General features: G+C 63.7%; 18 protein-coding genes. 7 read left to right on the top strand and 11 right to left on the bottom strand.

Annotated elements, in window-relative coordinates; all coding sequences use genetic code 11:
• Positions 1-3 precede the first annotated feature (3 nt).
• The 5 genes from miaA to PMI20_RS06100 are packed head-to-tail and all read right to left on the bottom strand — an operon-like array spanning position 4 to position 5,631.
• On the bottom strand, positions 4-975 hold the full coding sequence (miaA, locus tag PMI20_RS06120; protein WP_007921382.1) for a tRNA (adenosine(37)-N6)-dimethylallyltransferase MiaA: 972 nt from the start codon (positions 973-975) through the stop codon (positions 4-6).
• Complete coding sequence (gene mutL / locus PMI20_RS06115) at positions 975-2,885, bottom strand: DNA mismatch repair endonuclease MutL (protein ID WP_007921383.1); 1,911 nt, start codon at positions 2,883-2,885, stop codon at positions 975-977. Before mutL ends, miaA begins: the two co-directional genes overlap by 1 nt.
• On the bottom strand, positions 2,882-4,309 hold the full coding sequence (locus tag PMI20_RS06110; RefSeq protein WP_202949036.1) for an N-acetylmuramoyl-L-alanine amidase: 1,428 nt from the start codon (positions 4,307-4,309) through the stop codon (positions 2,882-2,884). The genes mutL and PMI20_RS06110 overlap by 4 nt, the downstream gene beginning before the upstream one ends.
• A 3-nt stretch (positions 4,310-4,312) precedes the next feature.
• Positions 4,313-4,783, bottom strand: coding sequence for a tRNA (adenosine(37)-N6)-threonylcarbamoyltransferase complex ATPase subunit type 1 TsaE (gene tsaE / locus PMI20_RS06105; RefSeq protein WP_007921389.1), 471 nt, complete (start codon positions 4,781-4,783; stop codon positions 4,313-4,315).
• Positions 4,771-5,631, bottom strand: a complete 861-nt coding sequence (locus PMI20_RS06100; RefSeq protein ID WP_007921393.1) for an NAD(P)H-hydrate dehydratase — start codon at positions 5,629-5,631, stop codon at positions 4,771-4,773. The genes tsaE and PMI20_RS06100 overlap by 13 nt, the downstream gene beginning before the upstream one ends.
• Positions 5,632-5,694: 63 nt before the next feature.
• Here PMI20_RS06100 and queG point away from each other — a divergent pair, with 63 nt between their 5' ends.
• The gene (gene queG, locus PMI20_RS06095; protein ID WP_007921396.1) at positions 5,695-6,774 is read left to right on the top strand and encodes a tRNA epoxyqueuosine(34) reductase QueG; all 1,080 of its coding nucleotides are present in this window, start codon (positions 5,695-5,697) and stop codon (positions 6,772-6,774) included.
• On the opposite strand, the gene PMI20_RS06090 is transcribed toward queG, so the two are convergent.
• On the bottom strand, positions 6,756-7,370 hold the full coding sequence (locus PMI20_RS06090; RefSeq protein ID WP_169915460.1) for a trimeric intracellular cation channel family protein: 615 nt from the start codon (positions 7,368-7,370) through the stop codon (positions 6,756-6,758). The two genes, queG and PMI20_RS06090, sit on opposite strands and share 19 nt — an antisense overlap.
• Positions 7,371-7,541: 171 nt before the next feature.
• Entirely contained in the window at positions 7,542-8,084 is a 543-nt protein-coding gene (gene orn / locus PMI20_RS06085; protein WP_007921399.1) for an oligoribonuclease, read from the bottom strand.
• A 107-nt stretch (positions 8,085-8,191) separates the two neighbouring features.
• On the opposite strand from orn, the gene rsgA reads away from it, so the two are divergent.
• Positions 8,192-9,223, top strand: a complete 1,032-nt coding sequence (gene rsgA / locus PMI20_RS06080) for a small ribosomal subunit biogenesis GTPase RsgA (RefSeq protein WP_007921400.1) — start codon at positions 8,192-8,194, stop codon at positions 9,221-9,223.
• A gap of 88 nt (positions 9,224-9,311) precedes the next feature.
• Here the strand turns inward: rsgA and motB are convergent, their stop codons facing one another.
• Entirely contained in the window at positions 9,312-10,352 is a 1,041-nt protein-coding gene (gene motB, locus PMI20_RS06075) for a flagellar motor protein MotB (RefSeq protein ID WP_007921401.1), read from the bottom strand.
• Between the two features lie 3 nt (positions 10,353-10,355).
• Positions 10,356-11,207, bottom strand: a complete 852-nt coding sequence (gene motA / locus PMI20_RS06070; RefSeq protein ID WP_007921402.1) for a flagellar motor stator protein MotA — start codon at positions 11,205-11,207, stop codon at positions 10,356-10,358.
• A gap of 166 nt (positions 11,208-11,373) precedes the next feature.
• Here motA and PMI20_RS06065 point away from each other — a divergent pair, with 166 nt between their 5' ends.
• Genes PMI20_RS06065 through asd form a run of 3 tightly spaced genes read left to right on the top strand, consistent with a single transcriptional unit; the run spans position 11,374 to position 14,649 of the window.
• Complete coding sequence (locus PMI20_RS06065; protein ID WP_007921403.1) at positions 11,374-12,912, top strand: HDOD domain-containing protein; 1,539 nt, start codon at positions 11,374-11,376, stop codon at positions 12,910-12,912.
• Positions 12,913-12,955: 43 nt separating this feature from the next.
• Positions 12,956-13,771, top strand: coding sequence for a thiosulfate sulfurtransferase (gene rhdA, locus PMI20_RS06060; protein ID WP_007921404.1), 816 nt, complete (start codon positions 12,956-12,958; stop codon positions 13,769-13,771).
• Between the two features lie 17 nt (positions 13,772-13,788).
• Positions 13,789-14,649 (top strand): archaetidylserine decarboxylase, encoded by an 861-nt coding sequence (gene asd / locus PMI20_RS06055; RefSeq protein ID WP_007921406.1) that lies wholly within the window; start codon positions 13,789-13,791, stop codon positions 14,647-14,649.
• A gap of 150 nt (positions 14,650-14,799) precedes the next feature.
• Here the strand turns inward: asd and PMI20_RS06050 are convergent, their stop codons facing one another.
• The gene (locus PMI20_RS06050) at positions 14,800-15,753 is read right to left on the bottom strand and encodes a LysR family transcriptional regulator (protein WP_007921408.1); all 954 of its coding nucleotides are present in this window, start codon (positions 15,751-15,753) and stop codon (positions 14,800-14,802) included.
• A gap of 126 nt (positions 15,754-15,879) precedes the next feature.
• Here PMI20_RS06050 and PMI20_RS06045 point away from each other — a divergent pair, with 126 nt between their 5' ends.
• Entirely contained in the window at positions 15,880-17,055 is a 1,176-nt protein-coding gene (locus tag PMI20_RS06045) for a M20 aminoacylase family protein (protein WP_007921409.1), read from the top strand.
• Positions 17,056-17,072: 17 nt separating this feature from the next.
• On the top strand, positions 17,073-18,383 hold the full coding sequence (locus PMI20_RS06040) for an MFS transporter (RefSeq protein WP_007921410.1): 1,311 nt from the start codon (positions 17,073-17,075) through the stop codon (positions 18,381-18,383).
• 90 nt (positions 18,384-18,473) lie between these two features.
• Here PMI20_RS06040 and serB read toward each other — a convergent pair whose 3' ends face one another.
• On the bottom strand, positions 18,474-19,688 hold the full coding sequence (gene serB / locus PMI20_RS06035; RefSeq protein ID WP_007921412.1) for a phosphoserine phosphatase SerB: 1,215 nt from the start codon (positions 19,686-19,688) through the stop codon (positions 18,474-18,476).
• Positions 19,689-19,818: the final 130 nt, after the last annotated feature.

The raw sequence follows: 19,818 nt of genomic DNA, 5'->3' as shown, positions 1-19,818 counted from the left end.
GACTCAGCTCAATATGGAGACCGTTCCCAGGTATTTCAAGGCGCGTGGCAGATTGTCGCAATCCAGGCTGTCCAGCCAGTGTAAATCAGCCCAGCTGCGTAACCAGGTGAACTGGCGCTTCGCCAATTGGCGCGTGGCAATGATGCCGCGCTCCTGCATCTCGGCGAATGTCAGCTTGCCATCCAGATGATCCCAGACCTGTCGGTAGCCTACAGCACGTATAGACGGCAACCCGGCATGCAGGTCACTTCTAGAACGCAGAGCTACGACCTCGTCGACGAATCCCTGTTCCAACATAATTGTGAATCTTTGTGCAATACGCTCATGCAGTACCTGACGGTTTGCCGGGGCAATGGCCAAGTTCGCGACAGTATAGGGCAATTGTCCCCGTCCCGAAGCGGCTGCTTCAGTACTTTGCGCAGATTGTCGCAGTCTGTGGGCGGTCATGCTCAGGCCGCTGACCCGATAGACTTCCAGCGCCCGGGTCAGGCGCTGCGGATCATTGGGATGAATCCGCGCCGCCGATTCGGGGTCGATTATCGCCAGCTGGTCATGCAAGGCTTGCCAGCCAAGGCGTGCGGCCTCTTCTTCCAGCTCCGCACGAACCTGTGGGTCGGCCGGCGGCATGTCTGCCAGGCCTTCGAGCAAAGCCTTGTAATAGAGCATCGTGCCGCCCACCAGCAGCGGAATCTTGCCGCGCGCGGTGATATCGGCCATGGCGGCCAGCGCATCGGTGCGGAAATCCGCCGCCGAATAGCTCTCGGCCGGGTCGAGAATATCGATCAGACGGTGTGGAAACTCGGCCAGGACTTCCTTGGATGGCTTGGCGGTGCCTATGTCCATGCCACGGTAGACCAGCGCCGAATCGACGCTGATCAGTTCGCAAGGCAGAACCTTGGTGAGCTCGATGGCCAGGTCGGTCTTGCCAGCGGCAGTCGGGCCCATCAGGAAGATCGCTGGAGGAAGCTGACTCATCAACGACCGCGCAAGAAGAGTTTGTCCAGATCGTCCAGGCCCAACTGGGTCCAGGTCGGTCGGCCATGGTTGCATTGACCGCTGCGCTCGGTGTTTTCCATGTCGCGCAACAAGCCGTTCATTTCCGGCAGGGCCAGGCGGCGATTGGCACGGATCGCACCGTGGCAGGCCATGGTACCCAGCAACTCGTTGAGGTGCGCCTGGATACGGTCGCTGGTGCCGTACTCCATCAGGTCGGCCAGGACGTCATGCACCAGGCGATTGGCTTCCGCCTGCTTGAGCAAGGCTGGAATCTGCCGGATCGCCAGCGATTCCGGGCCCAGGCGCTGCAACTCGAAGCCCAGGCGCTGGAACCAGCTGACATGCTCCTCGGCACAATCCGCTTCGCGCTGGCTGACAGCGATCGACTCCGGCACCAGCAGCGGCTGGCCACTCAGGCCTTCGCTGGCCATCGCCACCTTCAGGCGCTCGTACATGATCCGCTCGTGGGCCGCGTGCATGTCCACCAGCACCAGGCCCTGGGCGTTTTCCGCGAGGATATAGATGCCTTTGAGCTGCGCCAGCGCATAGCCCAGCGGCGGGATATCGCCCTGGGCATCCGGCAAGGACGCTGCGCCGGATTCCGGCAGTGGCGCGAAGAACTCACGATAGGCGCTTTGCGCCTCGGCCGCCGGCAGCACTGGCTGCGGACGCGGCGTGTACTGATACTGATAACCCGCGCCCGAGCCAGTCCCCGGCGGATTGAACGCCGGCTGGGCCTGCGGCTGCTCCAGCGTCATGTTCGCCGCCAGGCGCATTTCGCCCTGGGGGCCGAACTCGCCGGCCTCGATCCCGCTCGGCCGCACAATACCGGCGACCGCGGCCGGCGCCGCCAGATGGTCTTCCGGCCGGACATCGCCCAAGGCGCGATGCAGGGTGCCATACAGGAAGTCGTGGACCATGCGTCCGTCGCGAAAGCGCACTTCGTGCTTGGTCGGGTGCACGTTGACGTCGACCACCGCCGGGTCGACCTCGAAGAACAGCACAAAGGTCGGATGCCGACCGTTGAACAGCACGTCGCGGTAAGCCTGGCGCACCGCATGGGCCACCAGCTTGTCGCGCACCGCGCGGCCGTTGACGTAGAAATACTGCAGGTCCGCCTGGCTGCGGGAAAAGGTCGGCAAGCCTACCCAGCCCCACAGATGCAGGCCATTACGTTCGACCTCGATCGGCAGCGCCTGCTCGAGAAAGCCCGAACCGCATACCGCCGCTACACGCCGCGCACGCGCCACATCATCGTTGGCTTCATGCAGGCTGAGAACGCTTTTACCGTTATGACGCAGGTGAAAAGCCACGTCGAAACGCGCCAGGGCCAGGCGCTTGATCACTTCCTGCAGGTGATCGAACTCGGTTTTCTCGGCCTTGAGAAACTTGCGCCGGGCCGGGGTATTGAAGAACAGGTCGCGGACTTCCACCGAGGTACCGACCGGATGGGCCGCCGGCTGCACGCGCGGGGCCATGTCGCGGCCTTCGGTTTCCACCTGCCAGGCCTGATCGGCGTCGCGGGTACGGGAAGTCAGGGTCAAGCGCGCGACCGAGCTGATGGAAGCCAGTGCCTCTCCACGAAAGCCCAGGCTCATGACCTGCTCCAGGTCCTCAAGGTTGCGAATCTTGCTGGTGGCGTGGCGCGCCAGGGCCAGCGGCAGATCGTCCGCGGAGATGCCGCTGCCGTCATCGCGTACCCGCAGCAGCTTGACACCCGCCTGCTCGACATCCACATCGATGCGCTTGGCCCCGGAGTCCAGGCTGTTCTCCAGCAATTCCTTGATCACCGAGGCAGGACGTTCGACCACCTCACCGGCGGCAATCTGGTTCGCCAGTCGCGGGCTGAGCAGCTCGATGCGGGCGCTGCTGATGACTGCGTCATTCATTCCTTGGCCGCCAGTTCTGTACCCGGGATGGTGAGGGTCTGACCGATTTTCAGCTCATCGCTGCTCAGGTTGTTGGCGCTGCGCAGGGTGGCGGCGGAAACCTGATAACGCACGGCGATCATCGCCAGGGTTTCCCCCGGGCTCACGCGGTGATCGCGAGGTCCCTGGGCAATCTTCCCGGAATCACGCAGCCAGGCGATGTAGGTGCCCGGCGGTGGATTCTGCTGGAAGAACTGCCGCACACCGCTGCTGATGGAGCGCGCCAATGCCTGCTGGTGACTGACAGTGGCCAGCTTGGACGCTTCGTTGGCATTGGAGATAAAGCCGGTTTCCACCAGGATCGACGGAATGTCCGGAGACTTGAGCACCATGAACCCGGCCTGTTCGACGCGCTGCTTGTGCAGCGGGGTGACCCGGCCGATGTTGCTGAGCACTTTCTGGCCGACGTTGAGACTGGAAGTCAGCGAGGCCGTCATGGACAAGTCCAGCAGTACGCCGGCGAGCATCCGGTCCTTGTCATCGAGGCTGACGTTGCCGGCCCCGCCGATCAGGTCGGAACGGTTTTCGCTGTCCGCCAGCCAGCGGGCCGTCTCGGACGTGGCGCCACGGTCGGAGAGCGCGAACACTGAGGCCCCGAAGGCCGCACGGGACGGTGCCGCGTCGGCGTGGATCGAGACGAACAGGTCGGCGCCTTTCTTGCGGGCGATCTCGGTGCGGCCGCGCAGCGGGATGAAGTAGTCGCCGGTACGGGTCAGCTCGGCGCGGAAGCCCTTGAGGCCGTTGATCTGGCGCTGCAGTTCGCGGGCGATGGCCAGCACCACGTCTTTCTCATGCTGGCCGCGCGAGCCGGAGGCACCCGGGTCCTCGCCACCGTGACCGGCATCGATGACCACGACGATATCGCGCTTGCCGGCCGGGGCCGGTGGCAGCTTGATCTCAGGCTTGGTCGGCGTTACCGGGACCGCCGGCACGGTCGCGACATTCGGCGCGGGTGGCGGAGTCGGCGCCGCGTCGGCCGGGTTGTCGAACAGGTCGACCACCAGGCGATTGCCGTACTGAGCATTGGGCGTCAGGGTAAAACTCTTGGGGGTGACGGCCTTTTTCAGGTCGATGACCACCCGCAGGTCGGTAGGCGTGCGCTGGGCCGAACGCATGGCGGTAATCGGCGTATTCGCCGTGGAGACATTCAGCGGCCCGCCGAGGGTCGCACCGTTAATATCGATCACCAGACGATCAGGGGCCGTCAGGGTGAAGACGCTGTGCTGGACCGGCCCGGACAGGTCAAATACCAGTCGAGTGTTATCCGGTGCCCGCCACAGGCGAACGCTGCGGACCTGTGTAGCGGCCAGAGCGTCGACGGCCAATGCCGTAAGCAACAGTCCTACGACAGCAACCAACGCGCGAATGCGCATACCTAACCCCATCAATTATTTGAATTCCAACGCCAAAGCGGCACACCAGGCCTCGCCACGCGAGCCTTGCGACAACAAATGCAGGGAACGCCCGCTGTTATGCGGGCTAATGGTAATGGTCAGGTCCGGCTTTGGCAAAAAGCCCGCACCACGCTGGGGCCACTCGATCAGACACAGTGCATCGCCCTCGAGATAATCGCGGATGCCGAGAAACTCCAGCTCTTCCGGATCGACCAGGCGATAAAGATCGAAGTGGAAGGCCCGCACATCGCCGACCTCGTAAGGCTCGACCAGGGTAAAGGTCGGGCTTTTCACCGCGCCGGCATGCCCCAGGCCACGGATAAGACCCCGGGACAATGTGGTTTTCCCCGCCCCCAGATCGCCTTCCAGAAAGACCACACCCACCCCTTGAGTGACCTGCGCCAGGCGCGCACCAAAGGCGATCATGGCGTCTTCGTCTGCCAGATACAGGGTTATTTCAGACACGATGATTGCTCCTCCAGCAACTGACGAATGACCGGGATCAGATCGCTGGCCGCCAGCCCCCGGCCCAATTTACCTTGATGCTCGCCCGCGACAGCATGCAACCAGACCGCCAGGCAAGCGCTATCGAACGCCGGCATCCCCTGGGCCAACAGCGCCCCGACCAGACCGGCCAGCACATCCCCCAGCCCCGCCGTGGCCATGGCCGGATGCCCCCGGTCGCAACGGGCCAGGTGGCCATCAGGGCTGGCCACCAGACTTCCGGCGCCCTTCAGGATGGCGACAGCTGTGTATTTTTTGCTCAGTGCCCGCGCGGCGGCCGGGCGATCCGCCTGCACCTGCGCGACGGAAATCCCCAGCAGCCGTGCGGCCTCCCCCGGGTGCGGGGTGATCACGCTGCCTGGCGGCAAGGTCAAACCGCCTTTGGCCAGCAGATTGAGCGCATCGGCATCCCAGACCTGGGGCCGCGGCGCATTGGCGGCGGCAGATAAAAGGCTGCGCCCCCAGGCCGCCTGCCCCAGCCCGGGTCCCGCCACGATAATCGAGACCTGCTCCAGCAAGCCCATCAACTGGTTGGCCGAGTCGGTGCCCAGGGCCATGACCTCCGGGACCCGCACCAGAGCGGCCGCAACGTGCTCGCTGCGGGTCGCCAGAGAAACCATCCCGGCACCGCTGCGCAGGGCGCTCTCGGCGCAGAGCAGCGCCGCGCCGCCAAAACCGCGATCGCCGCCGATCAGCAACAGGTGCCCGAACTGGCCTTTATGGGCGCTTGGCGAACGGGCAGCCAGCCGCGGCAGCGTGTCGGTCGTCAACGGCTGAATGTCGGGTAAAGGGTGTTTTGTCTGCGGCATGCGTCTTCGGGCTCCGATGTCTGGCAGAATTATACGCACCTCAGCCCCGGTTTCTCTCGCCTCATGCCTGCCATTACCACCGATCTGCCCGCCCTCGCCCAATCGATCAAGGATTGGGGCCGCGAGCTGGGCTTTCAGCAAGTCGGCATCAGCGGCCTGGACCTGGCCGAGCATGAGCAGCACCTGGAGCGCTGGCTCGAGGCGGGCTACCACGGCGAAATGGACTACATGGGCGCCCACGGCAGCAAACGCTCCCATCCGGATGAACTGGTGCCCGGCACCCTGCGCGTGGTGTCCCTGCGCATGGATTACCTGCCCGGCGACACCCAGATGGCGCAGCGCCTGGCCCAGCCGGAAAAGGCCTATGTCTCGCGCTACGCCCTGGGCCGCGACTATCACAAGCTGATCCGCAAGCGCGTGCAGCAATTGGCCGAGCGCATCCAGAAGGAAATCGGCCCGTTCGGCTATCGCGCCTTCGTCGACAGCGCCCCGGTGCTGGAAAAAGCCATCGCCGAACAAGCCGGGCTCGGCTGGATCGGCAAGAACACCCTGGTACTCAACCGCAAGGCCGGCAGCTATTTCTTCCTCAGCGAACTGTTCGTCGACCTGCCCTTGCCGGTGGACGAGCCACACGCCACCGAGCATTGCGGCCGCTGCACGGCATGCCTGGACATCTGCCCGACCAAGGCCTTCGTCGGCCCTTATGTACTGGACGCCCGGCGCTGCATTTCGTACCTGACCATCGAACTGAAAAACGCCATTCCCGAGGATCTGCGCCCGCTGATCGGCAACCGGGTGTTCGGCTGCGACGATTGCCAGATCGTCTGCCCGTGGAACCGCTTCGCCCGCCCTTCCGGTGAAGGCGACTTCAAGCCACGCCACAACCTCGACAATGCCGAGCTGGCCGAGCTGTTCATGTGGGACGAGGACAAGTTTCTCAGCAGCACCGAAGGCTCGCCGCTGCGCCGCGCCGGCTATGAGCGCTGGCTACGCAACCTGGCGGTGGGGCTGGGTAACGCGCCGTCGAGCATTCCGGTGCTGGAAGCCCTGAAAGCCCGGCGGGATTACCCATCAGAACTGGTGCGCGAACACGTGGAATGGGCGCTGAAGCAGCACGCCAGCCGTCATTGCTCGTCGTTGTAGACGAACTTGGGCATTTCCCAGTGGAAACGGATCGCCAGCAGGCGCAGTAGGAAACCGCCGAACAGGGTGATGAGGATCGACTGCTCGCCGGGCAATTGCAGATAGATGCAGAGCATGTAGCACCAGGCCGCGGCGAACGAGACGCTGGCATACAACTCACGCCGGAAGATCAGCGGAATATCGTTGCAGAAGATGTCCCGCAGGATGCCACCGAACACCCCGGTAATCACCCCGCTGACCGAAGCCACCACCATGCCATGGCCCATTTCCAGGGCGGTCATGCAACCGATCAGGGTGAACGCCACCAGCCCCACGGCGTCGAGCACCAGGAACAGCGAACGCAAGTGGCGCATCAAGGGCGCGATGAAGATCGTCACCAGGGCCGCGACCGAGGTCAACACCAGGTACTCCGGGTGCTTGACCCAGGTCAGCGGGTAATGCCCCAGCAGCACGTCACGCACCGAACCGCCACCCAGGGCCGTGACGCAGGCGATCAACACCACCCCGAACCAGTCCATGCCGCGACGACCGGCAGACAAGGCGCCAGTCATGGCTTCGGCGGTAATGGCAATCAGGTAAAGCATCAGCAGCATGATGGCGGTCCTTACAGGAAGGCGCGCAGTCTACTCAGTTGCTGCCGGCACCAAAAGGGGGCGCCGGCTGGAATTGCTGGAGCCCCTGGAGCGATCTATCGCGAGCAAGCCTTGCGCGAACCCGTAGGAGCGAGGCTTGCCCGCGATGACGTCAGAACAGACGCCACCGCACCATCAGAGCTTGATGAAATGCTTGCGGTAATGCTGCAGCTCGGCGATCGACTCGCGGATGTCGTCCAGGGCCAGGTGGGTGCTGCCTTTCTTGAAGCTGTCGCGCACGTCCGGCGCCCAGCGGGCGGCCAGTTCCTTGAGGGTGGAAACATCAAGGTTGCGGTAGTGGAAGTAGCTTTCCAGCGCCTTCATATGGCGATACAGGAAGCGGCGATCCTGGCAGATGCTGTTGCCACAAATCGGCGACTTGCCCTTGGGCACCCACTGCTCCAGGAAGGCGATGGTCTGCGCTTCCGCTTCAGCCATGCTGATGCGGCTTTCACGCACGCGCTGGGTCAGCCCCGAGCCGCCGTGCTGGCGGGTGTTCCACTCATCCATGCCGGCGAGAATTTCATCGCTCTGGTGGATGGCAATGACCGGACCTTCAGCCAAGGTATTGAGATTGCTATCGGTGACGATGGTCGCCATCTCGATGATGACGTCGGTATCAGGGTTCAGACCGGTCATTTCCAGATCGATCCAGATCAGATTCTGCGGGTTTTGCATGTGTGGGCTCCTCGGCGTAGTTGCGCAGTTTAGCCTAGAGGGACCTGCCGGCGTGCTAAACTCGCGGCCGTTTTACCTAACCGCCGCATTATCGACACGGAACACCAATGGCCAAACGCCAGCTCAATCGTCGCCAAAACTGGCGCATCGAAAAGATTCAAGGCGAACGCGCCGCCCGCGCCGCCAAACGTGAATCCTCTGCCGTGGAAGCACTGGAAGGCGGCGATCTCGGCCCCGAACAGACCGGCCTGGTGATCGCCCACTTCGGTGTGCAGGTCGAGGTCGAGGCGCGCGAGGGCGAACTGGCCGGCCAGGTGTTCCGCTGCCACTTGCGGGCCAACCTGCCGGCGCTGGTGACCGGCGATCAGGTGGTCTGGCGTCCGGGCAACCAGGGCATCGGTGTGATCGTCGCGCAACTGCCGCGCCACACCGAGCTGTGCCGTCCCGACAGCCGCGGCCAGCTCAAGCCGGTGGCCGCCAACGTCGACATGATCGTGATCGTCTTCGCCCCGCTGCCCGAGCCCCATGCCAACCTGATCGACCGCTACCTGGTCGCCGCCGAACATGCCGGCATCCGTCCGCTGCTGCTGCTCAACAAGTTCGACCTGATCGACGAGCAGAATGCCCCCGCCCTGAACGCCTTGCTGGCGGTCTATCGGCAACTGGGCTACCCAGTGCTGGAAGTCTCGGCGCACCACGGCGACGGCATGGAACAGCTGCAAGCGCAGCTGGACGGACGGATCAGCGTGTTCGTCGGCCAGTCGGGCGTGGGCAAGTCGTCTCTGGTGAACAGCCTGCTGCCGGAAGTCGAAACCCGTGTCGGGCCTTTGTCGGAGCTGTCCGGCCAGGGCACCCACACCACCACCACCGCGCGCCTGTTCCACTTCCCGGGCGGTGGCGAACTGATCGACTCCCCGGGGATTCGCGAATTCGGCCTGGGCCACGTCAGCCGCGCCGATGTCGAAGCAGGCTTCATCGAGTTCAACGACCTGCTGGGCACCTGCCGTTTCCGCGACTGCAAGCATGACCGCGAACCGGGCTGCGCCCTGCTCAAGGCCCTGGAAGACGGCCGGATCCAGCAGCAGCGGATGAACAGCTATCGCTCGATCATCGCCAGCCTGCCGGACAGCAGCTATTAATAGGTAGCACCACGCCGAAACAAAAAAGGCCGCGATGATCGCGGCCTTTTTTATCGAGCACTCTTTATACAGAGCCCACCGTTACCAATCACCGCGCGGCTGGAGGCGTAGCTGCGGGTGCAGCCGCGCCTTCGGTCTTCGGTGCGGCATCGTCGAAGATATTCAGGCGCTCGCGCAGCTCATGGGCCGGCAGTGGCTCCTGCTCCGGCGGCAACGCATTCGGGTCGACCGGCACTTCGCCCGGGGCACCCTGGCCCTGGGTTGGTGCCGAGGCCTCGGGAGCGACTTCACCTTCGATCGCGCGCTGGGCCTTCTTGGTCAGCACCACGATGTCGATACGCCGGTTGATCGGGTTGAACGGGTCCTTGCGATCGAACAGCGACGACGAGGCATACCCCACCACACGAGCCACCTGGCCGTCCGGATAGCTGCCCGCCACCAGCGCCCGACGCGCGGCGTTGGCACGGTTGGCCGAAAGCTCCCAGTTGCCGAAATCGCCGGTGCCCGAGTAAGGCTTGGCATCGGTGTGACCGCTGATGCTGATCTTGTTCGGCACCGCCTTGATGGTGTCGGCCATGGCCAGCAGGATGTCCTCGAAATACGGCTTCAGGCGCGCACTGCCGGAGTCGAACATCGGCCGGTTTTCCGAATCGATGATCTGGATACGCAGGCCGTCCGGAGTGATCTCGAACAGGATCTGGTCCTTGAACTTCTGCAATTGCGGGTTTTCTTCGACCTTGTTCTGCAGCTCTTGAAGCAACAGCTCCAGACGCTCTCTTTCCACCTGCTCGGCCATGCTCTCGACCTGATCAGTGTCGACCGTGACCTTGTCCGGTTGCGGCTGCGACTTGATCTCGGGGTTGAGCGTGTTTTCCGGCGCCAGCTCGGGAGAACCGCCCAGGTCGATGATGTAGGGCGTGCCGCTTTCCGAGAAGCCGATCGGGTCCTTGAAGTAACCGGCAATGGCGATCTTCTGTTCCGGGGTGGCGGTGGACAGCAGCCACAGCACCAGGAAGAACGCCATCATCGCCGTGGCGAAGTCGGCGAAGGCGATCTTCCATGCCCCGCCGTGATGCCCGCCGGCAAAGCGCTTGACGCGCTTGATGATAATCGGCTGATTGTTTTCCATGGCTTAGCGACCGCGAACCGCTTGTTCCAGCTCGGCGAAGCTCGGACGGTGCGCCGGGTACAGGACCTTGCGCCCGAACTCCACGGCCAGCGATGGCGGCATGCCGGAAGCCGAGGCCACCAGGGAGGCCTTGATGGCTTCATAGACGTTCAGCTCTTCCTTGGCGTCGTGGGCCAGGGAATGGGCCAGCGGGCCGAAGAAGCCGTAGGCCGCGAGAATACCGAAGAAGGTACCGACCAGTGCCGCACCTACGTGCAGGCCGATGGACTTCTGGTCGCCATCGCCCAGGGACGCCATGGTCACCACGATACCCAGTACCGCCGCGACGATACCGAAACCCGGCATGCCGTCGGCGATGCCGTTGACCGCATGGGAAGGATGCTCGAGGTCTTCCTTGAGGCTGAACAGCTCCATGTCGAACAGGCCTTCCAGTTCGTGGGGAGCCATGTTGCCGGAGGACATGATGCGCAGGTAGTCACAGATGAACGCGGTCATGCGCTCGTCTTTGAGCACGGATGGGTACTTGGCGAAAATCGGGCTGGCGGCAGCGTCTTCGATATCGCCCTCGATCGCCATCATGCCTTCGCGGCGGCTCTTGTTGAGGATCTCGTAGATCAGGCCCAGCACTTCCAGGTAGAAGGTCTGGGAAAAACGCGAACCGAACATCCCCAAGGACTTCTTGAGCACGTGCATGGTCATGTAGCCGGGGTTCGCCTGCAGGAACGCCCCCAGCGCGGCGCCGCCGATAATCAAGACCTCGAAAGGCTGAATCAGGGCGGCAATCTTGCCGTGAGAAAGCACGTATCCGCCGAGCACGCTCGCGAACACGACGATGATGCCGATAATTTTAGCCATAGGTAGGAAGGTACTTACTGAGTCGGGTTCAAGGTCATATTCGGAAGTTCTTAAAACTCTTCTTCTACTTATCGGCAAAACTGCGCCAGACTATAGGCCGTTAAGGCGAAAAGCCAGTTTGGCCCGCTCTGGGCGTGTTTACAGCAGACGATGATTGCGCCCAGCCATGTCTAATGAAACGACAGTCCCAACTACCGCCCCCCACTCCCTCGAATCCTGGATAAAGCTGCTTGACGCGGTCCGCCTGCCGGTGCCGCAGGCCAGCCATGACCGGGTCTGCAAAGCCATCAGGGACAATCGCAGCTCATTGCGCGACATTGCCGACCTGATGCAGGACAGCCCCGCGCTGGCCTTGAGCGTGATTCGCGAAGCCAATCGCCACACCCACGGCAGCATGGGCGAGCCGGCCGAGAACCTCGAGGTCGCCCTCAACCGCCTGGGCCTGGCGCGTACCGAAGAATTGCTCGCCCGCCTGCCCGCCCAGCCCGAGCAGGAGATCCCGGTTGGGCTGCGCCAGTTGCAACTGATCAGCCAGCACGCGACCCAACAGGCCAACGGCTTTTTCGCCGGGCGCCTGGCCAGGCTCTGGCAGGACATTCACTGGGGCAGCCTGCTGTTTCTCTCGCCGCTGTGGCCCTTGGCGCTGGCCTATCCAAAACTGCTCGAAGAGTGGGAGCTGCGTGTCGTCCATAAAGCCGAACCGGCCCAGGAGGTCGAGCAGGAACTGTTCGGCGTCGGCCTGCTTCAGTTGGGCCAGGCCCTGGTGGAGGCCTGGCACTTGCCGATCTGGGTACAGCAAGGCTACCGCCTGCTGATCGACGAGCAGGACCAATTGGTCAAGGCCCTGCATATCGCCCGGGACAACGCCCATCCGTTGCACCAGCGACAATGCCTGGATGCCGACCCGGCCCTGCAGCGCTGGCTGAACCAGCCGGCCAACAGTGTGTTGCTGGCCAACGCCCTGGCCCTCTCGGCGCAAGAATCCTGGACCGGCCCGCACTGCATGCGCTGGCAATACCTGACCAGCCTGTACCTGCAGATGTCGATGGACGAGCTGCAACAACAGCTGCACCAGCAAGCCGCGCAGAGTGCCCGGCATCACCACATGCCCGACCTGTGGCATCCGGCCGAGGCGCTGCTCTGGCCCTGGGAGGCCCGGCGCGTGCATCGCGGCGAGCTCCCGGCTCCCGCACCAACCGCAGAAGATCTGGCCAAGTGGCGCAAGCAATGCAGCGAATTGCTGGTGGAGCCCAGCCGCTTCAGCAATGCCATGCACCTGACCACCTTTGCCCGCGACGCCCTGGTGGCGTGCGGCATGCGCCGGGTAATGCTGCTGATGGTCGACCGCACGCGGACCCAGTTGCGCGTGCATCAGATCGCCGGACTGCCCGCCCCCGCCATGAACCTGGCATTGACGATCAACCAGAGCAGCGTATTGCAAAGGCTGCTGGATGCTCCGGCGCAAGTGCGCCTGACGCCGACCAACAACGCCCAGTTCTCCGCCCGCCTGCCCGCCAGCCTGCGCACGCTGTTTCGTGGCGAGCACCTGCTGATGCGCTCGGTGCCCAGCAATGGCCGGGTGATCATGCTGATCGTCGCCGACCAGGGCGGCCAACCCTTCTCGGAAGTCTCCGTGCAGGCGTTCGGCAAGACCGCGCAGTGCATCGAAAAGGCCCTGCACAGCTTTACCAACCGCAGCCGCTGACGCTTGCGCTACAATCCCTCCCTTTGTGCCCTGGAGACCTCACATGCCTGACTTCTCTGGCTTGCCGCTGGTGATCGAGCCGAGCGACCTGCTCCCTCGCCTCGACGCCCGCGAACTGATTCTGGTGGACCTGACCAGCGCCGCCCGCTATGCCGCGGGCCATATCCCCGGCGCGCACTTCGTCGACCCCAAGCGTACCCAGCTCGGTCAGGCACCGGCGCCAGGGCTGATGCCGCCACAGGCAGCCCTTGAAACCCTGTTCGGCGAACTGGGGCATAACCCGGACGCGGTCTACGTGGTCTATGACGACGAAGGCGGCGGCTGGGCCGGGCGCTTCATCTGGTTGCTGGATGTCATCGGCCACTCCCGTTACCACTACCTGGACGGCGGGCTGCTGGCCTGGCTGGCCGACGGCCTGCCGGTCTCGAACGAAGTCCCGGCGGCCGTCGACGGCCCTGTCGCCCTGACCCTGCACGACGAGCCGACCGCCACCCGCGAATACCTGCAAAGCCGTCTTGGCGCGGCCGACCTGGCGATCTGGGATGCCCGCGGCCCCCTGGAGTACTCGGGGGAGAAAGTCCTCGCCGCCAAGGGTGGGCACATTCCCGGCGCGATCAACTTCGAGTGGACGGCGGGCATGGACCCGGCGCGCAACCTGCGGATCCGCAGCGACATGCCGCAGATCCTCGAACAGCTCGGCATCAGCAAAGACAAAGAAGTGATCACCCACTGCCAGACTCACCATCGCTCTGGCTTCACCTATCTGGTGGCCAAGGCGCTCGGTTATCCGCGAGTCAAAGGCTATGCCGGTTCCTGGGGCGAATGGGGCAACCACCCTGACACGCCCGTAGAGATTTAAGGTTTTAAGGACAGTTAATGAAAAAGCGTTTGTTTATCCTCAGCCAGTACCTGCTGCCTCACCACCTGCTGTCGCGCCTGGCCGGCTGCATTGCCGAGTGCCGCGTGCGCTGGTTCAAGAATGCCTTCACCGCCTGGTTCGCCAAGCGTTATCAGGTGGACATGTCCCAAGCGCTGGTGGAAGACCTGACCGCCTATGAGCACTTCAACGCCTTCTTCACCCGCGCGTTGAAAGACGGTGCCCGCCCGCTGGACCAGACCCCGGGCGCGATCCTCAGCCCAGCCGACGGCGCGGTCAGCCAGCTTGGCCCGATCGAGCACGGTCGGGTATTCCAGGCCAAGGGCCACAGCTTCAGCGTGCTGGAACTGCTGGGTGGCGACTCGGCCCTGGCAGCCCCGTTCATGGGCGGCGATTTCGCCACCATCTACCTGTCGCCGAAGGACTACCACCGCGTGCACATGCCGCTGGCCGGCACCCTGCGGGAAATGGTCTACGTGCCGGGACGGATCTTCTCGGTCAACCAGACCACCGCAGAAAACGTGCCGGAGCTGTTCGCCCGCAACGAGCGCGTGGTATGCGTTTTCGATACCGAGCGCGGGCCGATGGCCGTGGTCCTGGTCGGCGCGATGATCGTGGCATCGATCGAAACCGTCTGGGCCGGCCTGGTGACTCCGCCTAAGCGCGAACTGAAGACCGTGCGCTACGACGAAGCCGCCCGCGCGCCGATCCACCTGGAAAAGGGCGCCGAATTGGGCCGCTTCAAGCTGGGTTCCACCGCGATCGTGCTGTTCGGGCCGGAGCAAGTGCAGTGGGCCGAAGAACTGGCGGCCGGCTCGCCGGTCCAGATGGGCCAGAGCCTGACGTCGGCAAACGCCTGAGGCGATTGACTGCGCAATGAAGAGCGAACAGCTCCAGGCGCGATGAAGCCCCCCCAGTTCAGGGGAGTGTCCGAAGAATGCCGCCGGTCTTTCGACAGGCGGCTTTTTTTTTGCCCGTCGCAGGCTTCCGACCCAGTACCACTGGGGCCACTAGAACAACAAGCTCAGCATCTCGCTCAGGGCACGATCCGTCGGGTGCGACGAACGGCTTTTCTGCTTCAGGCTCTGTTGCAGGCAGTCGATAAAACACATCGCGGCATAACTGTGGGTATGCCCCTGATGACTGATGATGCCCATGGCCTGCCTATCCATCTCCTCGCGCAGCGCCAAGGCTTGCACATGGGGCTGGAAGCCATGGCACAGCAACAATGGCTCCGGGCCGAAGCTCAACATGCCGGCTTGCAGCACCATGCTCGACAGCAGGGTCATCGAATGGGCACAGATCAATCGCTCGGGACCGATGCCCAATCCATGCCGACCGAACAACGAGTGCATCACCTGCTCATAAGTGACCGGGCTGTAGTTGACCACCCATTCCTGCTCCAGCAACTCCTCCAGGGAACTGGCCCGCAACGCCGGATGGCCATGGCGGGCGAAGACCCGACAAGGGTGGGTCAACAACGGCTGGCAATGGAACTCCTGGGCGGAAATGCTGCTGAACAGCGGGCCGATGGCGAAGTCCATTTGACCATCCCGTAGCAGCGGCAAGGCTACCGCCAGCAATCCCTCGAACAATTCCAGGCGAATCTCCGGCATGCGCTGGCGAAACAACCGCACCACATCCGGCAACAGCGTTTCAGCCAGCCAGGGCGTGACCCCGACGCAGAGGCGGGCCGCGTGCTGGCCGCGCAAAGCGGCCAGTTCATCCTCGGCTCGCTCCAGTTGCCTGAGCACCTGCCGGGCATGCTTGAGCAGTACCCGTCCGGCATCGTTCAGCCGCGTACCGCCGGCATGGCGTTGTAGCAAGGGCAACTGCTGTTCGGCCTCCAGTTCGCGCAAGGTCTTGCTGACCGCGGCTTGCGACAGGGCCAGCGCCTTGGCAGCGGCGCGGATGCTGCCGTGCTCCGCCATGGCGATCAATGCCTGCAACTGATGGATCTTCATTGTTCCTCTCCCACCATCAACCAGAAGTGCTACTGACAACTTTTTTGCGCCTTCCCGGTGTTCTGGGTTGCTTCTAGTATCCCCAGGCCTAGGTCATAACCCCAACAATAAAAAGGAGACATCGCCATGGGCGCGTCCACCATCTTGCCCGGTATCCGTGAAATCACCCCATCCATGATCGCCCTGCGCCACGAGATCCATGCCCATCCCGAATTGGGATTCGAAGAGTTCGAGACCCGCGCCCAGGTGATTCGCTGCCTGCAGAATTGGGGCTACGACCTTCACGAAGGGCTGGGGGAAACCGGCGTGGTCGGCACACTCCGCAATGGAGAAGGGCCCGCTATCGGCCTGCGCGCCGACATGGATGCCCTGCCGATCCAGGAAACCACCGGCCTGCCCTGGGCCAGCCGGGTCGAGGGCAAGATGCACGCCTGCGGCCACGACGGCCATACCGCCATGCTGCTGGCCGCGGCCTGGGACCTGGCCAAGCGCCGGCCTTTTCGTGGCACCCTGCACCTGTTCTTTCAGCCGGCCGAAGAAGGTCATGGCGGCTCCGGGGCCAAGCGCATGCTGGATGATGGCCTGTTCGATCTGTTCCCCTGCCAGGCGATTTTCGCCATGCACAATATGCCGGGGGTGCCCCTGGGCAAGCTGGGCTTCCTGCCTGGGCCATTCATGGCCTCCACCGATACCGCCACCATCCGCATCCAGGCCACCGGCGGCCACGGTGCGATGCCGCACAAGGCCGTGGACCCGATCGTGGTCTGTGCCTCTCTGGTGATGGCCCTGCAAAGCATTGTGTCGCGCAACGTGCCCCCACTGGAGACGGCCGTAATCACTGTGGGGGCGATCATGGCCGGCGAGGCCCCCAACGTGATTCCGGAAACCGCGCAAATGCGCCTGAGCATACGCGCCTTGTGCCCGGACATCCGCGAGCTGTTGCGTCAACGCATCGTGGCCCTGGCCGAGGCCCAGGCCGCGGGATTTGGCGCCCGTGCCGAGGTGGATTACGAGTATGGCTATCCGCTGCTGGTCAATGACGTCGCGGCGACCCGGCTGGCCGAGGCAGTGGCGCGAGACTGGCTCGGGGAGGAAGGGCTGGCGACGAACATGCAGCCGCTGACCGGCAGCGAGGACTTCGCCTTCTGGTTGGAGCAGGTACCAGGCTGCTACCTGATTATCGGCAATGGCGACGGCGAAGGCGGCTGCATGGTGCATAACCCAGGTTATGACTTCAACGACCAGGCCCTGCCGATCGGGGCAAGTTACTGGGTCAAGCTGGTGGAACGCTATCTGGCCTGACTCCGGGAGCACTTGCCATGACCACTTTACAGAAAGCGCCGGTGCTCAATGCGTCGGCTCCCAGTCGGCGCGCAATTATCGCCATCACACTGGGCAACGCCCTGGAGTTCTACGACTTCATCGTCTACAGCGCCCTGGCCACCTTGATGGGGCGCCTGTTCTTTCCATTTACCGATGAACCCTTGTTGCAATTGATGCTGTCGCTGGCGGTATTTGGCACCGGTTTTATCAGCCGGCCCATCGGCGGCATCCTGATTGGCCTGTATGCCGACCGTCGAGGCCGCAAACCGGCGTTGCGACTAAGCCTTTGGCTGATGGCCATTGGTTCGCTGCTGTTAGTGATCGCCCCCACTTACGCCCAGGCCGGCCTGCTGGGCCCGCTGCTGGTGCTGCTGGCGCGCCTGGTGCAAGGCTTTGCCGTGGGTGGCCAGGTCGGTGCGGCCACCTCCATGCTGATGGAGTACGCCAACGACCGAACACGCGGCTATTACTGTAGCTGGCAGCTGTTGAGCCAGGGCCTGGGGGTACTCTGCGGCACATTGGTGGTGGCGTTGCTGGGCGCAGTTCTGTCACCGGAAGCCATGGACAGTTGGGGCTGGCGGATGGTGTTCGCGGTCGGCGTGCTGACGATTCCGGTAGGTGAATACATTCGCCACCGGCTGGATGAAACTGCCGCCGTTAGCACCAGCTCGCCCCAAGGTGAGCCTGCGCCAGACCAGGAACCGGCGGGGCCGTTGCTGCGCCAGCACTCGCGGCAGATTATCGCCGGAGTGTTAGTGGCGGTGGGAGCAACGGCACCGACCTTTATCATTAGCCACTACCTGGCCAACCACGCCGTGACCTTGCTCGGCATGCCCCTGTCGGTGGCGATCTGGGCGGCCTCGGCGTCGGCACTGCTGACGGTGCTGCTGTCGGTCCCGGCGGGGCGATTGAGCGACCGGATCGGCCGGCGCCGATCGATCCTGCTGCCGCGGCTGGCGTTGCTGGCGCTGATCTACCCTGGCTTCCTGCTGCTGCATGCCATGCCCGGCTTGCCAATGCTGCTATTGGTAGTCAGCCTGCTGAGCGTGCCTTTGGTATATACCTCGGTACCCTCCCTTGCAGTGTTGCCGGAGCTGTTTCCACGCCGCATCCGTGCCAGCGGCATGTCCATCGTCTATTGCCTGGGAGTCATGGTGTTCGGCGGTTTTGCGCAGTTCTTCGCCTCTGGCCTGATCAAGCTCACGGGCGACCCCAGCTCGCCGGCCTGGTATGTGATGGTCTGCATTCTGTTGTCGCTGATCGGCCTAGCCATGGTGCCGGAAACCGCGGGCAAAGCCTTGGACTAGGCCTCCCGCTGCCGGCCTGGAGAGCATCGGACCGGCAGCGGACTCAGGTTCCGCGGTGCGCAGCCTGGCGACGGCGCACCTCCTACTGGATCAGCTTTGGCCGTCGCGATCGCGGAAGCCCAGCAGATACAGCACGCCATCCAGGCCCAGGGTGGAGATCGCCTGCTTGGCCGACTGCTTGACCAGCGGCTTGGCGCGGAAGGCCACGCCCAGGCCGGCGATAGCTAGCATCGGCAGGTCGTTGGCGCCGTCGCCGACCGCGATGGTCTGCTCCAGGCGCAAACCTTCCTTGGCGGCCAGCTCGCGCAGCAGATCGGCCTTGCGCTGGGCGTCGACAATCGGCTCGACCGCGACACCGGTCACCTTGCCGTCGACCACTTCCAGCTCGTTGGCGAATACGTAGTCGATCCCCAGCTTGGCCTGCAATTGCTTGGCGAAATAGGTGAAGCCACCCGAGAGGATCGCAGTCTTGTAGCCCAGGCGCTTGAGCTCGGCGAACAGGGTCTCGGCCCCTTCGGTCAGGCGCAGCGATGCGCCGATGGAGTCCAGCACCTTGATGTCCAGGCCCTGGAGCAAGGCCAGGCGCTCCTTGAAGCTGGCGCGAAAATCCAGCTCGCCAGCCATCGCCCGCTCGGTGATTTCCGCCACCCGGTCACCCACGCCGGCCGCCTTGGCCAGCTCGTCGATGACTTCCGCCTCGATCAGCGTCGAGTCCATGTCGAACACCGCCAGGCGGCGGTTGCGACGGAACAGCGAGTCTTCCTGGAAAGCGATATCGACGTTCAGCTCCTGGGCGACGCTGAGGAACTCGGCACGCAATGCCTGCGGATCGGCCGCTTCGCCCCGCACGGAGAACTCGATGCACCCCTTGCCCTTGTCGGCCGGGGTGTCCAGCGGCATGCGCCCGGAGAGGCGATCGATGTGGTCGATGTTCAAGCCGTACTTGGCGGTGATCGAACTGACGCGCTGCAACTGCTCGGCCGTGACCTTGCGGGTCAGCAAGGTGACGATATGGCGCTTCTTGCCCTGACCGCCGACCCACTGCTGGTAATCCTCTTCGGAAACCGGCGTGAAACGGACCTGCTGGTCCAGCTCATAGGCGGTGAACAGAATGTCCTTGAGCACCGACGAACTCTGCTCGTTGTCCGGAATTTCAACCAGGATGCCGAACGACAGAGTGTCGTGAATCACCGCCTGACCGATGTCGAGAATGTTCACACCACCCTGGGCCAGAACGCCGGTAATGGCCGCAGTGAGACCCGGACGGTCTTCACCAGTGATGTTTATCAGGACGATTTCGCGCAAGGCGCACCCCCGCAGGTGGAAAAAAACCGCATTCTACCCACTTTCAGTGACCATCGGGCACAGCCAGCGCTTTGCCGGTCTAGGGCCTGTCGCTATACTGCGCCTCAACTTCACGGACAAAAGAGCCGAG

The sequence above is a fragment of the Pseudomonas sp. GM17 genome, assembly GCF_000282175.2.
In the GTDB taxonomy this organism is placed as follows: Bacteria; Pseudomonadota; Gammaproteobacteria; order Pseudomonadales; family Pseudomonadaceae; genus Aquipseudomonas; species Aquipseudomonas chlororaphis.
The sequence above is the reverse complement of the archived record's forward strand: the minus strand, read 5'-3'. Positions and strand labels throughout refer to the sequence as shown.